Source organism: Stenotrophomonas sp. 89682_Sma (assembly GCF_056481405.1).
Genome location: NZ_CM151147.1, coordinates 4,400,986 through 4,421,564, shown reverse-complemented (window position 1 = coordinate 4,421,564; position 20,579 = coordinate 4,400,986). Strand labels below are relative to the sequence as shown.

Genomic DNA, 20,579 nt, shown 5'->3' with positions numbered 1-20,579 from the left:
CTACCGGAACATGAAAAAACCCGCGCTGTCGCCAGCGCGGGTTTTTCATTGGGTAGGTGCCGACCGTTGGTCGGCACGCCTTACTTCAACGCCGCCTGCACGAACGGCGGGGTCACCAGCACGCCGGTGTGCAGCGCGGCGGTGTAGTACAGGGTGTTGAAGGTCTTGGCGGCCGAGTCGGCCTGGCGGAAGTCGAAGCTGCTGTCGCCCTTGCGCGCCATGGTCACGCTCCACCAGCCGGTGGGGTAGCACGGCTGCGGGAACGGCAGGGTCTTGAACGAGCCGAAGCCGGCCTTGCCCATCTCGGCGCGCATCTCGTTGATCAGCTCCAGCTGCATCAGCGGCGACTCGGACTGCTGCACCAGGATGCCGTCGTCCTTCAGGGCCTTGAAGCAGCTCTCGTAGAAGGCCTTGTTGAACAGGCCTTCGCCCGGGCCGACCGGGTCGGTCGAGTCCACGATCACCACGTCCACGCTGCCGGCCGGGCAGTTGGCCATGTAGGCCACGCCGTCGTCGAACAGCAGCTCGGCGCGGGCGTCGTCGTTGGAGTCGCACAGTTCCGGGAAGTGCTTGCGCGCCATCACCGTCACCTGCTCGTCGATATCGCACTGGGTCACGCTCTCCACGCCGGTGTGCTTGAGCACTTCGCGCAGGGTGCCGCAGTCGCCGCCACCGATGATCACCACGCGCTTGGGCGCGGCGTGGGTGAACAGCACCGGGTGGCTGATCATCTCGTGGTAGAAGAAGTTGTCCTTGCTGGTCAGCATGATGGCCCCGTCGATGGTCATCAGGTTGCCCCAGTCGGTGGTCTGGAAGATCTCGATCTTCTGGAACGGCGACTGCACCTCGTCCAGCTTGCCGGTGATGCGGTAGCCGATGGCCGAGCCGGTGCGCTCGAAGTGTTCGATGTACCAGTTGTTGCTGTCAGTCATTGGAAAACAGTCCTGTTCGGAGGGGTGGAGCCGGGCTGGCGGGCGGGGCCGCGTGGCACAGATGCCACATCCGGACGGATCGGCCCGTTCAGGTTGGAACCTGTCACGGGCGCGGGCGCGCATGATAACGAACCTGTGGGCATATAGGCGTTATCATGCCCCCCCTTTTATTGCCAACAAGGCCGACTGAAATGACCGATTGGTCCCTCGACCAAGCCCGCAAGACCTACTCGATCCCGCATTGGGCGGACGGTTACTTCGACGTGGATCAGGCCGGGCACATGGTGGTGAGACCGACCGGGGCGGACGGCCCGGTGGTGTCGCTGCCCAAGGTGGTCGATGCTGCGCGCGCGGCCGGTGCCAAGCTGCCGCTGCTGGTGCGCTTCCCGGACATCCTCGGCCAGCGCCTGGGCAAGCTGCAGGCGGCCTTCGGCCAGGCCCAGCAGGACTGGGAGTACAGCGGCGGCTACACCGCCGTGTACCCGATCAAGGTCAACCAGACCCGCGGCGTGGCCGGCACCCTGGCCAGCCACCACGGCGAGGGCTTCGGTCTGGAAGCGGGCAGCAAGCCCGAGCTGATGGCCGTGCTGGCGCTGTCGCGCCCGGGCGGGCTGATCGTCTGCAACGGCTACAAGGACCGCGAGTACATCCGCCTGGCCCTGATCGGCCGCAAGCTGGGCCTGCAGACCTTCATCGTCATCGAGAAGCCGTCCGAGCTGAAGCTGGTGCTGGAAGAGTCCAAGGCGCTGGACGTGAAGCCGGGTCTGGGCGTACGCATGCGCCTGGCCTCGCTGGGCGCCGGCAAGTGGCAGAACAGCGGTGGCGACAAGGCCAAGTTCGGCCTGTCGCCGCGCCAGCTGCTGGACCTGTGGAAGTCGCTGCGTGACACCGAGTACGCCGACTGCCTGAACCTGCTGCACTTCCACATGGGCTCGCAGATCTCCAACGTGCGCGACATCGCCAACGGCATGCGCGAAGCCACCCGCTACTTCGTGGAGCTGTCGCGCCTGGGCGCGAAGATCACCCACGTCGACGTGGGTGGTGGCCTGGGCGTGGACTACGAAGGCACCCGTTCGCGCAGCTTCTGCTCGATCAACTACGGCCTGCATTCCTACGCCAGCAACATCGTGCAGCCGCTGGCCAACGCCTGCGAAGAGTTCGGCCTGACCCCGCCGCGCATCGTGACCGAGTGCGGCCGCGCGATGACCGCGCACCACGCGGTACTGATCGCCAACGTGTCGGAAGTGGAAGAAGCGCAGGAAGGCCGCGTGCCGGACCAGCACGACGATGAGCCGGCGGCGATCCGCCACCTGCGCGAGATCCACGACGAGCTGGACGTGCGCCCGGCGGTGGAACTGTTCCAGGAAGCGCAGCATTTCCATGCCGAAGGCCTGGCCAGCTACGCGCTGGGCCAGATCGACCTGCCGCAGCGTGCGCGCATCGACGACCTGTTCTACGCCATCGCCCACGGCGTGCGTGCGCGCCTGAGCTACGACGAGAAGAGCCACCGCCCGGTGCTGGACGAACTGAACGAGCGCCTGGTCGACAAGTACTTCGTCAACTTCAGCGTGTTCGAATCGATCCCGGACGTGTGGGCGATCGACCAGGTGTTCCCGATCGTGCCGATCGAGCGCCTGGACGAAACCCCGGACCGCCGCGGCATCATCGCCGACATGACCTGCGACTCGGACGGCATGGTGGAAACCTACGTCGAGAACGAGAGCCTGGACAGCTCGCTGCCGCTGCACAAGATGAAGCCGGGCGAGAGCTACCGCATCGGTTTCTTCATGGTCGGCGCCTACCAGGAAATCCTGGGCGACATCCACAACCTGTTCGGCGATACCGACGCGGTGGAAGTGCTGGCCGATGCCGATGGCTACGCCATTACCCAGCAGCGCCGCGGCGACACCACCGACGTGATGCTGGACTACGTGGGCTACCGCCTGGATGAGCTGCGTGCGACCTATGCGCAGCGCGTGGCCGAGGCGCAGCTGTCGCCGGAACGTGCGCAGGAGCTGTCCGAAGCGCTGGAAGCCGGCCTGACTGGCTACACCTACCTGTCCGACGAACCGCTGGTCTGAGGTAAACGGGAACGCCGGGCATAGGCCCGGCGCTACCGGTCCCGATGAGCGCGCGCGCGATCTTCCACCTGTTCCTGCATGCCGCCGTGCCAGCCCTGCTGGCATGGCTGTTCTGGCGCAAGCGCTTTGCCTCGGCCTGGTTGCTGATGCTGCTGGGCTGGATCATCGATCTGGACCATCTGCTGGCCGATCCGATCTACGCGCCCGACCGCTGCAGCATCGGTTTCCACCCGCTGCATACTGCCCCGGCCATCGCGGTCTACGCGGGGCTGTGCGTGCCGAAGAAAACGCGGTTGTTCGGCATCGGTTTGATGATTCACATCGTGCTGGACGCGATTGATTGCTGGTGGATGCATCACCGCTGATGGAACTGAAATGCCCGGCGAAGGCGGTAGAGTCGACTGTTAGTTGTGTAAACCCACTACGTTGTTCAGCGGCACTCTGGAGATAGGTGGCTGGCCGCCGATCGCCATATGGGGACGGTGCCAGTTGTAGTGGTGCAGCCATTGGCTCAACACGGAATTGCGCTGGTCCGAGGATGCGTACTCGCAGGCGTAAGCCCACTCGCGCAGGCTGGTCTGGATGAAGCGCTCGGCTTTGCCATTGGTCCGCGGCGTGTAGGGCTTGGTTCTGATGTGCTTGATCCCAAGGGATTTGAGCAGCTTGGCAAAGGCGGTGGAGCGATAGCAGGCACCGTTGTCGGTCAGGATCCGCTTGAAGGTGATTCCCAGGCTGGCGTAGTACTCCAGAGCGCCCAGCAACGCCTGGCAGGCGGTTTCGCCCTGTTCGTTGGGGTGGACGCTGCTGAAGGCGACCCGGGAGTGATCGTCAATGGCCACGTGGACGTAGCCCCAGCCACCGCCAGCGGTATTTCCCCGGCGTTTGGCATCGGTTCTGTGCCCTGGCCGCTGGAAGTTGCCCAGCTTCTTGATGTCCAGGTGCAGCAGCCCTCCGGGCTGATCGTATTCGTATCGGATGACCTCCTTGGGCGGATCAAGCCGACACAGCCGATTGAGGCCGTGGGCGCGCATCAGCCTTGAAATCGTACTGTGGCCGACCCCCAGCGCCTTGGAGATGGTCAGGTAGGTCTGCCGCTTACGGCGATGCTCCTTGATCTGCTCGACTACCGGAGCAGGTGTGGCATGCGGCGTCTGGTGAGGCCGTGAGCTGCGGTTTTCCAGCCCCGGTGCCCCGAACTGGCGGAATCGGGCCAGCCACTTGTAGGCCGTACGCACACTTACGCCACACGCTTGAGCTGCTTCTTCCGGGCGTAAGCCCTCGTGGAGGATACGGTGGACCAGAAGCGCTCGACTAAACGTCGTCAAACGGGCATTTTTATGATTGTTCATCCGGGCTCTTTGGGGGCTGGAACGGTGTGGTAACCACCATTTTCCAAAGATGTCCCGGATGAACAACGTACAGAGAGATCACAGTTAGTCGACTTTCGCGCGCAGCGCGGGATTTCCCGGCACCGCAGCCAAGAGCAGTCGACTAACAGTCGACTCTACCGGCCTGGCGTTCCAGCGTTGACGAGTCACCCCACCGGCAACCACAACGTTGCGCGCAGGCCGGGCTGCGAATTCTCCAACGCCAACCGCCCGCCGTAGCTGGCGGCGATATCGCCCACGATCGCCAACCCCAGCCCACTGCTGCCCTCGCGCTCATCCAGACGCACGCCACGCTGCACCACCCGCGCCAGCGCCTCTGCCGCAAGACCGGGGCCGTCGTCACGCACGTCTATGCGCAGCTGCCCTTCATGGATGTCAGCGCCGACGCTGACCTGCTGCCGTGCCCATCGCCCGGCGTTGTCCAGCAGATTGCCCAGCATCTCTTCCAGATCCGCACTGGCACCGGCGAACTGCAATACCGGATTGATGCCTTCCGCCGTGAACGCAATGCCGCGCTCGCCATGCACGCGTGCCATCAACCGGCACAGCGCCTGCGCGACAGTCGCCACGTCGGTGCGTTGGCGATGGTCGGCGGCCAGTCCGGCAGCCAGGTAGCGGTCGACGCTGGCCTGCATGCGCGCACTTTGTTCGCGCACAGTGTCACGCCAATGCGCACCGTCGCCGTCGGCCTCGGTAGCCAGCACGCTCAGCGGAGTTTTCAATGCATGCGCCAGATCCTGTGCACTGGTGCGTGCCCGCGCGACCATGCGCTGCTGATGCTCCAGCAGTGCGTTGAGTTCTTCACCCAGGGGGGCGACTTCCGCGCCCAAACCGCGCGTCTCGATGCGCTGCGCATCACCGCGCCGCACCCGTTCCAGCTGTGCACCGAGGCGATGCAGCGGGCGCAGGCCGAAGTGCACCTGGCTGGCCAGCACCGCCAGCCACGCCGCAACCAGCACACCCAGCGCAATGGCGGTGCGCTGACGGAACGCGGCGACATCGGCATCCAGCGCGCTGCGGTCGGTGGCGACCACGGCCACGAACGGTTCGCTGGCACGTGGCAGGCGCACCTGCTGCACGCGTGCGCGAAGGGATTGCTGCATCGGTCCGGGCAGATTGCGCGTGGCCGGCCCGGCAGCCGGCGCCGGCAGGGTTTCATCCCAAAGCGAGCGCGACTGCAGCAGCACGCGGCCGTCGGCACCGGCGATCTGCCAGTACGCACCGGAGAACACCCGCTGGAAGCGCGCGTCATTCGGTTCCTGGCGCAGCTGCAGCTGGTTGTCGGGGGTGACTTCCATCTGCGCGACCAGGGTCAGCATGTCCTGCTGCAGTTCGTGGTCCAGCCGATCACGCGCGCTGCGCTTGAACAGTTCGCCCAGCAGCGCACTGGCCAGCAACGAGACCAACAGCAGGCCGACGCCACCGGCCAGCAGCAGGCGCCGCCGCAGCGAGGGCTGCCGCGTCACGGCACCGCCAGCCGCCAACCCTGGCCGCGCACGGTCTGGATCAGTTCGGTACCGAGCTTGCGGCGCACGCGCCCCAGCAGCACATCCAGCGCGTTGGAGTCGGGATCCAGCCCGCCCTCGAACACCTGTTCACCCAGGCGATCACGGCCGATCACCTGGCCGCTGTGGTGGATGAAGTAACTGAGCAGGCGGAACTCCTGCGGGCTCAGCGCCAGCGGCTGTCCGTCCAGTTCGAAGCGACCGGCGTTGACGTCCAGCTGCAGCGGCCCGCAGTGCAGGCGCGGGCTGGCGTGGCCATGGCTGCGGCGGATCAGGGCGCGCAGCCGCAGTACCAGCTCGTCGGCCTGGAACGGTTTGGTCAGGTAGTCGTCGGCGCCTGCGTCGAAGCCGGCCAGCTTGTCGTGCCAGCGCCCGCGCGCGGTCAGCACCAGAACCGGGAAGGTGCGGCCATTGCCGCGCCAGCGCTCGATCACACTCAGTCCGTCCAGGCCGGGCAGGCCCAGGTCAACGATGGCCGCCTGCAGGTCCTCGATCTGGCCGATTTCCTCGGCCTGTCGGCCGTCGGCAACCTGGTGCACCACGTAGCCGGCCTGCTCCAGCAGGGGCATCAGGCGCTGCGCCAGCGCGGCATCGTCTTCGGCCAACAGGATGCGCATCAGTCGTCCAGCTCCGTCTTCAGCAGCTTTCCGCTGCGCGCATCATAGTCCAGCTCCACCACCACGCCGTCGCCGCGCAGGATCTCCACTTCGTAGACGCCGTCGTCCAGCTCCACTTCCAGCAGCTGGCCGGGGTAGCGCTTGAGTGCATCGCGCACCACGCTTTCCAATGGCACGTAGCGGCCCTGCTGCACCGCGCGGCGCGCGACCTGCTGCGCCGGGTCCTGTACGGACGCGGCGGCGGTCGGGGCGCTGGCCAGGGCCAGCAGCAGGGGCAGGGTGGAGAGCATCGGTGCACAGGGCGGGCTGTAGGAACAGGGGGGAGTGTGGCGGGGGTGACTAACAGCTGGCTAACAGTGGCGGCTAAGGCGCTGTTAACCACGGGGTGCATTGTGGCGTTGCCGGGATGGTCCGGCCATGAACACGAACAGGAGAATCCCCATGTTGAAGTCGCTTGCCCTCGCCACCGTCGCCGCCCTGGCCATCGTACCGGCCGCTCAGGCCGCACCGCTGGGCATGGCCCAGGTTGAACAGACCCTGCGCAAGGCCGGTTACACCCAGATCCACGAGATCGAGCGTGATGACAGCCTGTGGGAAGCGGACGTGAGCCGCGCCGATGGCCGCTTCAGCGAGGTCTACGTGGACCCGAAGACCGGCGAGATCTTCGACGAGCACAACGGGCGCGCGCTGCTGACCACCGAGCAGGTGCTGGCACGGGCACAGGCACATGGCCTGCGCGAGATCCATTCGCTGGAACGCGATGGTGCCACCTGGTCGCTGGAAGCGCGCAATGCCCGCAACCAGAAGGTGGAAGTGCGCCTGAGCGGTTATGACGGCCGCATCCTGCACAGCGAGCGCGATGGCTGGCTGGATTGATTCCAGATCCGGTAGATGCCGACCTTGGTCGGCATACGGGGAAGAAGCGTGTCGACCAAGGTCGACACCTACCGGGCATAGGCACCGGTAGTGGCCGACCTTGGTCGGCCCAGGCGCGGGTGCCAGCCCTTACCAGCCGAACGGCGGCGGGTAGTCCCAGTAGCCCGGCCCGCGGCCGTAGTAGCCACCATACGGGCCGAAGAAGCCCGGGCCCTTGCCCTCGCTCACGTGGATGTTGACGTTGACCCCGTGGGTCTTGCCCTCATCGGTGGTGTAGTTCTTGCTCAGGTTCAGCGTGGCGGCGTTGTAGTGGCTGTTGCCGCCATTCTTGGAATAGCCGATGCCGGTGGTGAAGCTGCCGGACACCTTGACCTTGTCGTCGGTGACGTCGGCAATCTTCGCGTCGTCGTGCACGCGCGGACCGCTCTTGTCACCGTAGTACGTGCCCGGCGGATCCTGTTTCAGGCTCGCATCGTTGAGGTAGCGCATCGGCGCCTGCGGCAGCGTCAGGTCCAGGCCGGCGGCCTGCGGCGCGGTGGCGCCGGCGGCAGACTGGGCCAGTACGGTTCCCGGCAGAGCCAGGCACAGCAGCAGGGTCAGGGGGCGGATCATGACGGCGCTCCAGCGGACAGGTGGCCACGCAACACGCGGCGGTACAGGCCGACGCTAGCAGGGGCTGCTTGAATGATGCCTGTCGGCACCGGATTGGGGTAGAGCCAGGCCATGCCTGGCTGCAGGTCACAACCGCCCGAACCCGAACAGCCCCGCCAGTGGATGCGTGCGCCGCTCGATCCGGGCCCGCAGCAGTTGCGCGCCGATCATCGAATAGGTGATGCCGTTGCCGCCGTAGGCCATGGCGAAGTGCACCCGTGGGCCCCATTGTTCGTGCGGGCCAAAGAACGGCAGGCCATCAGCGGTCTCGGCGAAGGTACCGCCCCAGGAGAACGCCGGCACCGGGTTCAGCCGTGGGAACCAGCGCAGCAGCTGTTTCATCAGCTGGTCGGCCTTGCGCTGCACGCGCCGGTCGCGGCGGGCGGGGATGTCGATGGCGTCGTCCAGCCCGCCAACCAGCAGGCGAAGGTCGCCGGTGGCGCGCAGGTACAGGTAGGGGCGCGCGCTTTCCCACACCATCGTGTTGCGCAGCCGGCCAAGCACGTCCGCATCGATGGGATCGGTGATGAAGGCGTAGCTGCTGCGGTTGCGTGCGACCCGTTGCTTGAGCCAGCGCTGGTTGGCATAGCCCATGGCCAGCACCACGTGGCGTGCGCGGACGGTGGCACCGGCTTCGGTACGGGCGGTCACCCCGCGCGCGGTAGCATCGAGGCTGTGCAGTACGGTGCGGTCATGCACATGGCCGCCGCGCCGACGCAGGCGCTGCAGCAGCGCATAGGTCAGCCGATACGGATCAACCCGGGCCGCCTGCCGGGTCAGCAGGGCGCCGCCGGCCTCAACGTCGAAACGTTCCCGCAGTTCCTCCGGGCCCAGCCAGCGGGCATCCAGGCCGATGCCGCGACGGGCATCGCCCTCGGCCATCAGGCGCGGCACGTCGCGATGGCGGCTGGCCAGGTACAGGCTGTCCATCCGCTGGAAATCGACGTCCTTCAGGCCGCGCGCCACGTCGCCCAGCGCAGGAATGGCCTCGGCACAGGCGAGGTAGGCCAGCGCAGCGGCGTCCTGGCCATAGCGCTGGGCCAGTTCCAGCAGATGGGTATCGATCTCGTACTGCAGCAGCGCAGTGCTGGCAGCCGTGCTGCCCCAGCCGATGTCGCGCTGCTCGATGACCGCCACCTCGTGGCCGTGGGCGGAAAGCTCGTCGGCGATCAGTGCGCCGGTGATGCCACCGCCCACCACCAGCACGTCGCAGCGCAGGTCCTTTTCCAGCGGTGGGAAGGCGTGGATCAGGCCGTTGCGCACCGCCCACCACGGGTAGCCACTTTTCAGGTCCATGGGCGCGCGCGGCTCAAGCTGTGGGGCGACCGGTGTGCGGGGTGTGGATCAGTTCGGACAGATCGAAGCCCTGCAGGCGCGCGGTCGCCAGATAATGGTCCTGCACGGTGGCGTCCAGACGCGGCTCTCGCGCCAGCAGCCACAGGTACTTGCGGTCCGGGCTGCCGACCAGCGCGACGCTGTAGTCCGGGGCGACCTGGATCACCCAGTAGTCGCCCTTGGCGAACGGCAGCCAGCGCAGGCCCTTGGGCAGGAAGCTGACCTCCAGCCGCGCGCTGTCGTTGTCCACGGCGCAGGCTTCGCCGCTGGCTTCCTCGACCTCGCCGTCCATGCGGCAGCGGTTGGTGACGCCGACGTTGCCGTTGTCGAGCAGGGTGTAGTGCGCCGACACGTCGGTGCAGCCCTCCGGCTCGTGGCGCATCGGCAGGCGTGCGATCTCGTACCAGGTGCCCAGATAGCGGGGCAGCTTGAGGCCGGCGACGGTCTTCAGCGGCGGGTGGTCGGTCATCGGCAGTCGTGGCAGGGGTGGGCCTCCACGATGCCGATGGCCTTGCCATGGACGGGTGAAGCCGGGGCGATGGCCGTGTCCAGAACGTTCCGTCGCCGCTGCGGCGTGCCCGTTGTCACCGGTGCGGCGGTATGCTGCCGCCAGCGCCGTGTTTTCCTGATCCAACCGAAGTGGAGGTGCCGATGTACCAGGTGATCCTGTTGAAGAGTGAATCCGCGTTCGCACGCGAGCAGTGGCCGCAGGTTGATGACCTGGTCGACTACGAGGGCGTCAGCTACAGCCTGCGTGCCGGCCCGCGCCAGCCGCTGCCGACCGACCACGACTGGCACCCGGTGGCGGTGTATGCGCCCGATGAGATCACCGAGGAAGAGTTCCAGGACTGGTACGCGCTGCAGCAGCCGACGGTGGAAGAGCTGCGGCTGAAGTACTGATTCCGCCGGCGTGGCGTGCGGGCGCGCGGAACGTGGGCTGGGCGAATCGACCGGGCGAATCGACGGGATAAACCGACGGGATGAACGGCGGGGCAAATTGATGGGGCAAACCGATGGGGCAAATCGACGGGGCAAATCGACGGGGCAAACCGACGGGGCAAATCGACGGGGCAAACCGACGGGGCAAACCGACGGGGCAAACCGACGGGGTAGAGTCGACTGTTAGTCGACTGCTCTTCGCTGGAAGCTGTGCAAAGCCCGCGCTGCGCGCGATAGTCGACTGACAGTCGACTCTACCCAGTCGATTCGCCCGGCCACGATCACCTCGCCGCAATCGCCAGGCCGTCATCACCCAGCGGCATCATCCCGCCGCCATCACCCCGCCGCCATCAACCCGCCGCCATCAACCCGTCGAAGCCCCCATCCACGCTGGTGTAGTCCTCCGCGCCACCATCCGGCCTTTACCGTCTGTGCCGTATAGTCGCGCGCAGGCGCGGTGGTCCGCGCGAAACGGTGTGGCTGGCGTGTCTTCTTTCCTGCGATCGATCCGTGCACGGGGGCCCTGGCTGGCCCTGCTGCTGTGCACTGCCTTCCTGCTGTCCGCACCGGTGCTGGCACAGGATGAGGACCCCACGCCGAAGCAGCAGCTGGCGGATATCGATGCGAAGCTGAAGGAAGTCGACCGCAAGCGTGGCGATGCCGCGGCCATCGAAACATTGGCCATGCTGTCCGAGGACGCTTCGAAGGCCCGGCGTGACGCCGAGGCGTTGGAAAAGGCGCTGCAGCCGCAAAAGGATCGCCTCGACGAACAGTTGGCGCAGCTGGGCACGCCTGCGGAAGGCACGACCGAGCCGCCGGAACTGGCAGCGCAACGACGCACCATCACCAAACAGCGCGATGGCCTGGCCGCGTCGGTAGCGCAGGCCAAGGCCAGTGCCGTGCGTGCCCAGCAGCTGGCGACCGACATCGACCAGCAGCGCACCGCGCAACGCACCGAGGAGCTGGGCCAGAAGGTCGCCTCGCCGTTGTCGCCTGCATTGTGGAGCAAGGTGGCCGAGCGCCTGCCGATCGATATCGCGCGCGTTGCGCCGCTGGCCGAGCAGGGCCGCGATGCGCTGGTCGCCGGTATCCGCACCAATGGCTGGGGCACGCCCTTGCTGGGCCTGGTGGCCGCGCTGGTGATGATGTTCCCGCTGCGGCTGTGGCTGCGCAGTCTGGGACGCCGCTTTGCCGCGTCCGAGCGCGCGCCCGATGGTCGACTGCGCCGGTCCGGCCTGGCCATGTGGCTGCTGCTGGTAGGCACGTTGCTGCCAGGTTATGCCGTGGTGGTACTGATGGCGGCGCTGGATGCCATCGATGCGATCGCGCCGCGCCTGCAGGTGGTGGCCGACGGCCTGGAGACTGCCACCTTCCGGGCGGCCTTCATTGCAGCGCTCAGCGCCTGCCTGCTGGTGCCCAAGCGTCCGTCATGGCGGCTGTTGAACCTGGACGACACGGCCGCGCTGAAGCTGCGCAAGTACGCCTGGGGCGCGGCGGCGCTGGCCTGGCTGAGCACGGTACTTGTGGCGATCGACCAGGCCACGCGCACCAGCGATGTGACCACCGTGGCGCTGGATGGCCTGATTGCACTGACCTACCTCGGCCTGATCATGGCCATGCTGGTGACGCTGGCGCGCCTGCACCGGCGGCAGACCGCCGAGGCCGAAGCCAAGCTGGAAGCGCAGGCCGACGGGCAGGGCCCGAGTACGCCGGTGCGCCGCAGCAGCTGGCTGGTGCTGGCGCGCGTGGCAGGCAACATCGCGGTGGTGGCAGCGATCATCGCCACGCTGCTGGGCTATCTGAATTTCGCCAAGTTCGTGAACCAGCAGCTGATCGGCGGCAGCATCGTGGTGCTGGCGGCGACGCTGCTGTTCAAGTTCGTCGATGACCTGAGCACCTGGATGCTCAACGCCGACAGCAAGGTCGGCCAGACCATCCTGCTCAGCACCGGGCTGAGCGTATCGCGGCTGGAGCAGGCCGGCGTGCTGCTGTCGGCAGCACTGCGCACCATCGTCGTACTGATCGCGCTGCTGGCCCTGGTGGCGCCATTCGGCAACATCGGCGCAGTGGTCGAGCGGTTCTCGTCGCTGTTCACTTCTGGGTTCGATATCGGCGGAACCAAGCTGGAGCCGGTGCGCATCGTGCTGGCCGTGCTGGTGCTGCTGGCCGGCCTGGCGGTCACCCAGCTGGTGCAGCGCTGGCTGACCGACACCTACCTGCCCAAGACCGAACTGGACCTGGGCGCACGTAATTCGGTGAGTACGGTTGCCCGCTATGTGGGCATCATCATCGCGGTGATCTGGGCGCTGAGCGCGATGGGCTTGCAGCTGAGCAAGCTGGCATTGCTGGTCAGCGCGCTGTCGGTGGGTATCGGCTTCGGCCTGCAGGTGATCACCCAGAACTTTGTTTCCGGCCTGATCCTGCTGGCCGAGCGCCCGGTGAAGATCGGCGACTGGGTGAAGCTGGGTGACCAGGAAGGCGACATCCGCCGCATCAGCCTGCGATCGACCGAGATCCAGGTGGGCGACAAGTCGACGCTGATCGTGCCCAACTCCGAGCTGGTCACCAAGACCGTGCGCAACATGACGATGGGCAACAACCAGGGCCGCATCCAGATCCAGTTCGCGGTGCCGCCCAGCACCGATGTCGGCAACCTGCGGCAGGCGCTGCTGGATGCGTACACCGCGCACACCAACGTGCTGAAGCAGCCGGCGCCGACGGTCTACATCGACAGCATTGCCGGTGGCCAGATCACCATCAACAGCTTTGCGTACGTGGCCAGCCCCCGGCAGGTGTATGCCACCCGCAGCGATCTGTACTTCAGCCTGCTGCAGATCCTGGCCGAGCGGAACATCCCGCTGTCGACGCCGACCGACATCCACATCACCCGCGATCCGCAGGAGTAGGGGGCTTTACAGGGCTGCGCCCTGCACCCGCTACGAGCCGAAGCAACGGCAACAGCGTGCAATTCGGGGTTTGGCGGGGTGGGTCCGGTTGCGGGAGACGCCGTGAATCCGTCCGTGGAGGCTTGGCAGCCGCATCCATGCGGCTGACACTCCCGCAACCGGATCCACCCCGCCTTCGACAGTTTCCCGCAATCTTTCGGAATGACATGGCGTGCTCTTGGTGGGTGTCGACCTTGGTCGACACGTAGATCCACGCCATGCGTGGATGTTCTTCGATCAATTGTCGAAATATTCGATTTCGATGGAGATTCATCCACGCATGGCGTGGATCTACCAGACGCTGGGAATCTGTCAGAGGTGGGGCGGTGCCGGAGTGCGGGGTGTCAGCCGCATGGATGCGGCTGCCAAGCCTCCAGGGACGGATCTACGGCGTCCCCGCACTCCGACACCGCCCCGCCCAACCACGGAATGCACGCTGTTGCCGTTGCTTCTGAGGTTGCCGGCCAGCGGCCGGCACTACCACGGGTGCAGGGCGCAGCCCTGCAAAGAACCCTACCCTCGCGGTCGGCTGCGCGAGGGCACCAGTGCGAACGTATCCACCGCCAGCTTCTCGGCATGGTTCAACCACGCGCGGATCTCCAGATCATCCACCTCGTGGTCCAGCCCGAACGAGAGGTTGATCTTGCCGTTGGCGTCGGGCTGCACCCACTGCTGGGCCAGCACCACCTTGCGCTGCGATGACACCGCCTCGATCCAGAAGCCGCGATCCGGGCGCGTGCTCGCCACCAGCTGCAGCATGTACTGGCCGGCACGGGTGCGGCGGCCTTTCTGCGTGATCATGTGCGCCTGGCGCACGCTCGGGCGCGGGCCCTGGAAGGCGTCCAGCGGTGCATCCACCGCGATGCCGCCACGCAGGTCGTTGTCGCGGTACAGCTTGATGCCGTTGTCACGGTTGACCAGCAGGGCGCACCAGTCCCCGTCGGCCGAGCCATCCTCGAACGCGGTGCAGCGATCGACATAGGCCAGGGTGTTGTCCGGGTTGGCATCATCGAACTGGCGCGAGGTGTTTTCCAGGTACACCGACTTCAACCCCCAGTCCTTGTCGTACTCCAGCAGTACCGGCGGCTGCACGTGCTGCAGGCCGACCACCACCTGGTCGTCGCCGTCGATCTTCAGCTCGCGGGTCGGCTCACCCAGCCACAGCGAGCGGCCGAAGGCCAGGTACTGCGGGTAGTCGCGGCCCTCGTCGCGTCGCGCGGCCACGCTGGCGCTGGGCGCGCGCTGGGCATCGATCAGTGAACGGCCAAAGCCCATCGTCTTCAGGTTCGGGTCCAGCAGGCTGAGCAGGGTCGCCCCCGAATCCAGGGTGGTGCCGGCGTCGGCGCTGAGCTGCTGCGGCGCAATGCCATCGCCCAGGAACAGCAGCAGGTTCTCGCGCTTCTGCCGGGCCAGGATGTGGGTCAGATCGTTGGGCATCGCAAGGTGGTCGGAGGCGATCACGATCAGCGTGTCCTTGCCGTAAGGGCTGGCCTGGATGCGTTCGACCAGCTGCGAGATCAGCCGGTCGCTGCACTTGAGCGCGTTGAGCAGGCCGATGTTGCCGTACTGGCTCTGGTAGCGCTCGCCCTTGCACGAGACCGGCAGGTGCCCGGCAGGGTGGTGGGTGTCCATGGTCAGCGTGGTCAGCATGAAGGGCGCACCGGCGCGCGAGAGCTGTTCGAAGCGCTGGTAGGCGGTATCCAGCAGCACGTCATCGTGCACGCCCCAGGCCGAGTAATGGATGCGGCCGATCTTCTTCTGCTGCTTAAACCAGGCCAGGTCATGCACTTCATCGAAGCCGTGGCTGGCCAGGAACTGGCCCTTGCCGGCGAACTGGCCGTTGGCGCCACCGAGGTAATGGTTGGTGTAGCCCTGCTGCTTCAGGTAATCACCCAGGCACACCGCCTTGGGCAGGAAACTGCCCATGCGGTCCATGCTGTTCTCGTCGCCCTGCGAGGTGGTCAGCGGTACGCCGCACATCGACGACACCAGGCCGGCGATGGTCCAGCCGCTGCCCTCGGCCGAGGCCAGGTTGCGCACGTCCAGCGACTCGGACGCCAGGCGGTTGAGGTTGGGCATCAGGCCCGGGAACACGTTCTCGTCCAGGTAGGTGCGCTCCAGGCTCTCGCCGTAGATCCAGACGATGTTGCGCGGACGCTGCAACGGCTGCGTCGGCACCTGGTACTCGGGGGCGATGCGCGCGAAGTCGACCGGGCGCAGCTGCTGGTAGAGGCGCTGGCCGTCGCGGGCCAGTGGGCTGATCATGATCGTGGCCACCCACACGGCCGCGAAACCGGCGAACAACGCGCCACCGTGGCCGGGCCGGCGCCAGCGCTTCACCCGCGTGGCGAACAGCGGCAGCAGCGAGACCAGTGCCAGCACGATGAAGCCGGCGATGTAGCCCTTGAAGTCGGAGACACCGGCGCCTTCCATGTCGGCGCCGAGGTGGTACAGGGTTGCGGCGTTGAGCCCATCACCGGACAGCTTGTCGATCAGCCACCATGCGCTGAGCGTGAGCAGCAGCAGCGAGAACGCACTGGCCTTCCACCACACCCATTTCTCGGACGCGAGGAACAACCAGCACAGCAGCAACAACGACAACAGCAGTATCCAGAGCATGGGCAGCTTCGGCAGTGACGGGGTGGTGGTGATGGACGTCGTACCGACGCGTGTCCATCCGACCGGCGCTGCCGCAAGCACATGCATGTGACAGGCCGATGACCCGATAGTGCATGCACGAACCTGACTGAAATGTTTGTTGAAATGACGCGCGCGAAATCGCTCTCAGAAGGTAAAACGAGCGTGAAAGGCTCCGTTGGATTGCATTAAAAACCGCATGAATACGCGTGTTTTCGTTGATGCGCTAGCGATGCCCGCGCTCTTCGCGTGCCCGCGCGCGACGATCGAACAGCAATGCACTGGTCACGATGCCAAGGCCGAGCACTACGCCGATGAACAACAGAATCAGGGCGATGAGCGGGTAGCCGAACAGGTGCCAGCCGGTGTCGATCTTCATCATCATCGCGGCGGCCATGATCAATGCCGCGCTGATGATGCCGGCCGCCACGCGGTTGGCGATCTTCTGCAGGTTCTCCATCAGCCGCGATTCTTCCAGGCCAGTCACCTTCATCTGCAGGCGGTTCTCGGCCAGCAGCGCCATGATGTCCGACAGCTTGCGCGGCCCATCGCGCAGCAGCTGCTGCAGCTCCATCGCCTCGCTGGCGATGTTGGCCGCGGACAGTGATTTCTTCAGGCGCGCGCGCATCACGTGCTGCAGCTGGCGCTCGACGATGCGTCGTGTTTCCAGCTCTGGTGCCAGCAACCGGCACACGGTTTCCAGGTTGAGCAGGGCCTTGCCCAGCAGGCTCAGTTCCGGCGGCGTACGCAGCCCGCAGGCGGTGGCGATGCGCACCATGTCCAGCACTACGCGGCCTTCGGAGAAAGTGCCGCTGGCGGCGTAACGCGCGATCAACTGGCCGGTCTCGCGCAGATAGCGTTCTTCGTCGAACGCCTCCAGCCGCGTGCTGATGCTGATCAGGTCATCGGCCACTTCCTCGCCGCGGCCATCGACCGCCGCGAACAGGATCTTCAGCAGGCGCTCGCGCAGGCGCGGCGGCATGTGCGCGACCATGCCCAGGTCGAAGATCGCCAGCCGGCCATCGGGCATCACCCGCAGGTTGCCCGGATGCGGGTCGGCATGGATCTCGCCATGCACGAAGATCTGGTCCAGGTAGCCGCGGATCAGCGCCGCCGCCAGCGGATCCATCGACTGTTCGGTGCGGCGCACATCGGGAATCGCGTCCACGCGCACGCCGGTGGCCAGTTCCATGGTCAGCACGCGCTGGCTGCTGTAATCCCACAGCGGCTGCGGAATCCACAGGCGGCGGAACGGCTTCAGGTGCCGGCCGAAGCGGGCCAGGTTCTCGGCTTCGGCGTGGTAGTCCAGCTCCTGCATCAGGGTCTTGGCGAACTCGTTGAGCCAGTCGCGCAGGCGCACGCGGCGGCCCACCTGGGTCAGGTGGTCGGCGGCCAGCGCGAAGCTGCGCAGCGCCTCCAGGTCCGATCGCAGTTGCGCGGCCACTTCGGGCTTCTGCACTTTCACCGCTACCTGGCGGCCATCGTGCAGCACCGCGCGATGCACCTGCGCGATCGAGGCACAGCCCAACGGCTCGGGATCGAATGAGGCGAACAGCTTGTTCACCGGCGCGCCCAGCTCCTGCTCGACGATCGCATGGATGCGCTCGACGGGAATCTCGGCCACCTTCTCCTGCATGCGCTCCAGGGCTGTGGCGAACTCCACCGGCACCATGTCCGGGCGCGTGGAAAGCATCTGGCCCAGCTTGACGAAGGTCGGCCCCAGCGCTTCCAGGTCGCTGACGAACTGCTCCGGGTTGCCGTCTGCGGGAACGTCGGCCGGATTGCCCGCGGCATCCAGGTTCATGCCCGAGAACACGCCTGAATGGCGATAGCGCATCAGCAGGCGCAGGATCTGGCTACGCCGGTTCATGCCTTTGACCAGCGGGGGATTGCCAGTGGCGGTGGGCGGATTGCTCAAGCGGAACTCCTTGCGGACGACGGCCGGTAGCGCCGGGCCATGCCCGGCGAAACGGGATCACGCTCCAGTCTGGCCGGGGCGGGGTCGTCACGTGGTGAACCCGATCTCTTCCGCAGTCAACGCCGAATCGGTCAGAATCCGCTCATTCCCTTTCTTGGACGCCCCATGGCCGGTGCCAGCCTGTTCGCCCTGCTCGACGATATCGCCACCCTGCTCGACGATGTCTCGGTCCTGACCAAGGTCGCGGCGAAGAAGACCGCCGGCGTGCTGGGCGACGACCTGGCGCTGAACGCGCAGCAGGTCACCGGGGTCAACGCCAACCGCGAACTGCCGGTGGTGTGGGCGGTGGCCAAGGGCTCGCTGGTCAACAAGGTGATCCTGGTACCGGCGGCACTTGCGATCAGCGCGCTGGAGGCTTGGCTGCACAGCCGCGGCTGGAACGTGCCGCTGATCGTGCCGCTGATGATGATCGGCGGCGCGTTCCTGTGCTTTGAGGGCGTTGAGAAACTGGCACATCGCTTCCTGCATTCGTCCGATGAGGATGCCGAGCGCCAGGCCGAGCGGCGCAAGGCGCTGGCCGACGCGCAGGTGGACATGGTGGCGTGGGAGAAGGACAAGGTGAAGGGCGCGATCCGCACCGACTTCATCCTTTCGGCCGAGATCATCGTGCTGACCCTGGGCGTGGTCGCCACCGCGCCGTTCACCAACCAGATCCTCACCCTGAGCGTGGTCGCGCTGGCCATGACCGTGTTCGTCTACGGGCTGGTGGCGGGCATCGTCAAGCTCGACGACGTTGGCCTGTACCTGTCGCGCAAGGGCGGCGCCATTGCCGCCTTCGGTCGCGGCCTGGTGGCCTCGGCACCGTGGCTGATGAAGTTCCTGTCGGTGGCCGGCACCATCGCCATGTTCCTGGTCGGCGGCGGTATCCTGGTGCACAACGTGCCGGCGCTGCACCACGCGGTGCAGGCGATGGGGGGCGAAGGCCCGTGGGGCTGGTTGGTCAGCGCGGTGGGCAACATGGTGGTCGGCATCATCGCCGGTGCCATCGTGCTGGCGGCGGTGACCGGGTTCCAGAAGCTGCGCGGGAAGTAATCTGTAGAGCCGAGCCCACGCTCGGCTGCTCTACGGCGCTGCGCGCCGCCGCCCGAGCATGGGCTCGGGCGCTACAGAGTCCGCACGCTGGATCATCATCCCGCCTGCACCCGGTTCTTGCCCTGTCGCTTGGCCGCATACAGCGCGTCATCGGCGCGGCGCAGCAGGGTCTCGGTATCGTCGCCGGGCTGCCATTGCGCAAGCCCGGCACTGAAATGCACCGGCACGCGGCGGTCCTGCACGGTCAGCACGCGGTGTGCCAGCGAACGCTGCAGGCGCTGCACGGTGGCCATGCTGTCGGCGCCCTGGGTTTCCGGCAGCACCAGTACGAATTCATCGCCGCCCAGCCGCGCGATGCCGTCGGTGGCGCGCAGCAGCAGCTTGCACACGGACACCAGGTGCTGCAGCAGCGCATCGCCGCCGGCATGCCCGTGCGCGTCGTTGGTCTGGTGGAAGTCATCCAGGTCGATCACCGCCACGCCCAGTGGTGAGTTGTTGCGCGCGGCGCGCGCCAGCTCGCGCTGCAGCAGTTCGTCCAGGCCGCGGCGGTTCAGTGCCTGGGTCAACGGATCGATGCGTGCCAGGTCACCGGCGGCGCGCAGCTCCTGCTCAAGCTCGGCAATGCGTTGCTCTGCACGTTCAACTTCCTGCCGCGCATTGGCCAGGTGATCGCGGGCCTGTGCAGCCTGCTGCTGGACCTTGCCGGTGTCGCGCATCACGTCCTGCAGCAGCTGGTTGAGGTCGGCGATGCTGCGCGCTTCGCGCAGCTGCAGCGCGTAACTGCCGATGCGGTCGTGGTATTCACCGGTGCTGGTGGCCATGCCATCCATGCGCTCGATGAACTCGCCCATCAGCCCGCGCATCGCGGCCTTCGAATCGTCGATGCCCTGGCGCAGCAGGCCCTGCTTGTAGATCACTTCGCGCAGCTCGGCGCGGGTGCGTTCGACCGCTTCGGCTTCCAACGGACCGTCCAGCAACTGGCGTACCGCCGCGATCTGGCCCTGCAGCCAGCTGCGGTCATCCAGCAGCTCGCTCACGTTCTCCAGCAGCAACGCGAACAGCTCCAGCAGCAGCGCCTGCTGCTCCTGCCAGCTCTCGGCACGCACACCGACCTGGTGGCCGAGCTCGCGCACGCCCTGTTCGATCGGTTCCAGCGCCGTGCCCGGCTGCCACTGGCGCAAGCGCAGGGCCAGGGCCTGCGCCTGTTCGCGCAGGTCCGGGTCGTGCTGCAGCAGGGCCACCACCGCACCGCCCAGCAGCAGCCGCAGCTGCTCGGACAGGCGCAGGCTTTCCGGTTGGCCGTCCGGCGAATGCTGCTCGATGGTGCGGATGTACTTGTCGATGAGCTGCCGCATCGCGCGCCCGTAGCGCGGCCAATCCGCGCTGGCCTGCGCCGACTGCAGGCGGTCGCCCATGTCACCCAGCTCGCCGGGCAGGGTGGCCATGCCGTTGGCGAACGCCGCCAGCAGTGGTTCCGGCGCGTCGGCGCCTGCGAACAGCTGCTGCAGGGCCACACCACCGCCGCCCTGCAGCACCACGCGGTCCCCCCGCCCATCGTCCACCACCGCGCGCACGCGTGCCGGCGGCCCAAGGGCGGTACCGGGGGCGGGGCGGTGGTCGGGCTGGTCCGTCATGGAGCGAATCCTGGGGCTGGCAGGGGCAG

Annotated in this window: 17 protein-coding genes; 6 read left to right on the top strand and 11 right to left on the bottom strand. The window is 66.7% G+C overall.

All coding sequences use genetic code 11. From position 1 onward, the window contains the following. Positions 1-80: 80 nt before the first annotated feature. On the bottom strand, positions 81-932 hold the full coding sequence (gene speE, locus ACZK29_RS20405) for a polyamine aminopropyltransferase (RefSeq protein WP_005414731.1): 852 nt from the start codon (positions 930-932) through the stop codon (positions 81-83). Positions 933-1,123: 191 nt separating this feature from the next. On the opposite strand from speE, the gene speA reads away from it, so the two are divergent. Further along, on the top strand, positions 1,124-3,013 hold the full coding sequence (gene speA, locus ACZK29_RS20400) for an arginine decarboxylase (protein WP_012512349.1): 1,890 nt from the start codon (positions 1,124-1,126) through the stop codon (positions 3,011-3,013). Between the two features lie 44 nt (positions 3,014-3,057). Further along, positions 3,058-3,378, top strand: a complete 321-nt coding sequence (locus ACZK29_RS20395; protein WP_111202459.1) for a DUF6122 family protein — start codon at positions 3,058-3,060, stop codon at positions 3,376-3,378. A 39-nt stretch (positions 3,379-3,417) separates the two neighbouring features. Here ACZK29_RS20395 and ACZK29_RS20390 read toward each other — a convergent pair whose 3' ends face one another. The 4 genes from ACZK29_RS20390 to ACZK29_RS20375 form a co-directional block, all read right to left on the bottom strand. Then, the gene (locus tag ACZK29_RS20390; protein ID WP_478446312.1) at positions 3,418-4,362 is read right to left on the bottom strand and encodes an IS481-like element ISStma3 family transposase; all 945 of its coding nucleotides are present in this window, start codon (positions 4,360-4,362) and stop codon (positions 3,418-3,420) included. 185 nt (positions 4,363-4,547) lie between these two features. After that, positions 4,548-5,867, bottom strand: coding sequence for a sensor histidine kinase (locus ACZK29_RS20385; RefSeq protein WP_111202482.1), 1,320 nt, complete (start codon positions 5,865-5,867; stop codon positions 4,548-4,550). After that, the gene (locus ACZK29_RS20380) at positions 5,864-6,523 is read right to left on the bottom strand and encodes a response regulator transcription factor (RefSeq protein WP_478446418.1); all 660 of its coding nucleotides are present in this window, start codon (positions 6,521-6,523) and stop codon (positions 5,864-5,866) included. Before ACZK29_RS20380 ends, ACZK29_RS20385 begins: the two co-directional genes overlap by 4 nt. Further along, positions 6,523-6,813: a PepSY domain-containing protein gene (locus tag ACZK29_RS20375; RefSeq protein WP_478446417.1), complete on the bottom strand. Its 291-nt coding sequence runs from the start codon at positions 6,811-6,813 to the stop codon at positions 6,523-6,525. Before ACZK29_RS20375 ends, ACZK29_RS20380 begins: the two co-directional genes overlap by 1 nt. A gap of 151 nt (positions 6,814-6,964) precedes the next feature. Between ACZK29_RS20375 and ACZK29_RS20370 the strand changes: the two genes are divergently transcribed. Next, positions 6,965-7,399 carry a PepSY domain-containing protein gene (locus ACZK29_RS20370; RefSeq protein ID WP_043034271.1) on the top strand — a complete coding sequence of 145 codons (435 nt, stop codon included), beginning with the start codon at positions 6,965-6,967 and terminating at the stop codon, positions 7,397-7,399. 129 nt (positions 7,400-7,528) lie between these two features. Here ACZK29_RS20370 and ACZK29_RS20365 read toward each other — a convergent pair whose 3' ends face one another. From ACZK29_RS20365 to ACZK29_RS20355, 3 genes are all read right to left on the bottom strand, one after another. Beyond that, positions 7,529-8,011: a hypothetical protein gene (locus ACZK29_RS20365; protein WP_043034272.1), complete on the bottom strand. Its 483-nt coding sequence runs from the start codon at positions 8,009-8,011 to the stop codon at positions 7,529-7,531. A gap of 126 nt (positions 8,012-8,137) precedes the next feature. After that, a complete protein-coding gene (locus ACZK29_RS20360; RefSeq protein ID WP_478446416.1) occupies positions 8,138-9,346 on the bottom strand; it encodes an NAD(P)/FAD-dependent oxidoreductase in 1,209 nt (402 codons plus the stop codon). 13 nt (positions 9,347-9,359) lie between these two features. After that, the gene (locus ACZK29_RS20355) at positions 9,360-9,854 is read right to left on the bottom strand and encodes a lipocalin family protein (protein WP_049460278.1); all 495 of its coding nucleotides are present in this window, start codon (positions 9,852-9,854) and stop codon (positions 9,360-9,362) included. Between the two features lie 182 nt (positions 9,855-10,036). Here ACZK29_RS20355 and ACZK29_RS20350 point away from each other — a divergent pair, with 182 nt between their 5' ends. Continuing rightward, a complete protein-coding gene (locus ACZK29_RS20350; RefSeq protein ID WP_006474562.1) occupies positions 10,037-10,285 on the top strand; it encodes a hypothetical protein in 249 nt (82 codons plus the stop codon). A gap of 515 nt (positions 10,286-10,800) precedes the next feature. Continuing rightward, positions 10,801-13,230 (top strand): DUF3772 domain-containing protein, encoded by a 2,430-nt coding sequence (locus tag ACZK29_RS20345; protein WP_478446415.1) that lies wholly within the window; start codon positions 10,801-10,803, stop codon positions 13,228-13,230. A 552-nt stretch (positions 13,231-13,782) separates the two neighbouring features. Here the strand turns inward: ACZK29_RS20345 and ACZK29_RS20340 are convergent. Together ACZK29_RS20340 and ACZK29_RS20335 are read right to left on the bottom strand one after the other, a co-directional pair. Further along, positions 13,783-15,888 carry a phosphoglycerol transferase I gene (locus ACZK29_RS20340; RefSeq protein ID WP_459047298.1) on the bottom strand — a complete coding sequence of 702 codons (2,106 nt, stop codon included), beginning with the start codon at positions 15,886-15,888 and terminating at the stop codon, positions 13,783-13,785. 244 nt (positions 15,889-16,132) lie between these two features. Continuing rightward, positions 16,133-17,824: an ABC1 kinase family protein gene (locus tag ACZK29_RS20335; RefSeq protein WP_459047299.1), complete on the bottom strand. Its 1,692-nt coding sequence runs from the start codon at positions 17,822-17,824 to the stop codon at positions 16,133-16,135. A 165-nt stretch (positions 17,825-17,989) separates the two neighbouring features. Between ACZK29_RS20335 and ACZK29_RS20330 the strand changes: the two genes are divergently transcribed. After that, entirely contained in the window at positions 17,990-18,916 is a 927-nt protein-coding gene (locus ACZK29_RS20330) for a DUF808 domain-containing protein (RefSeq protein WP_164147601.1), read from the top strand. Between the two features lie 95 nt (positions 18,917-19,011). Here the strand turns inward: ACZK29_RS20330 and ACZK29_RS20325 are convergent, their stop codons facing one another. Continuing rightward, positions 19,012-20,550 (bottom strand): GGDEF domain-containing protein, encoded by a 1,539-nt coding sequence (locus ACZK29_RS20325; RefSeq protein WP_478446414.1) that lies wholly within the window; start codon positions 20,548-20,550, stop codon positions 19,012-19,014. Positions 20,551-20,579 lie beyond the last annotated feature (29 nt).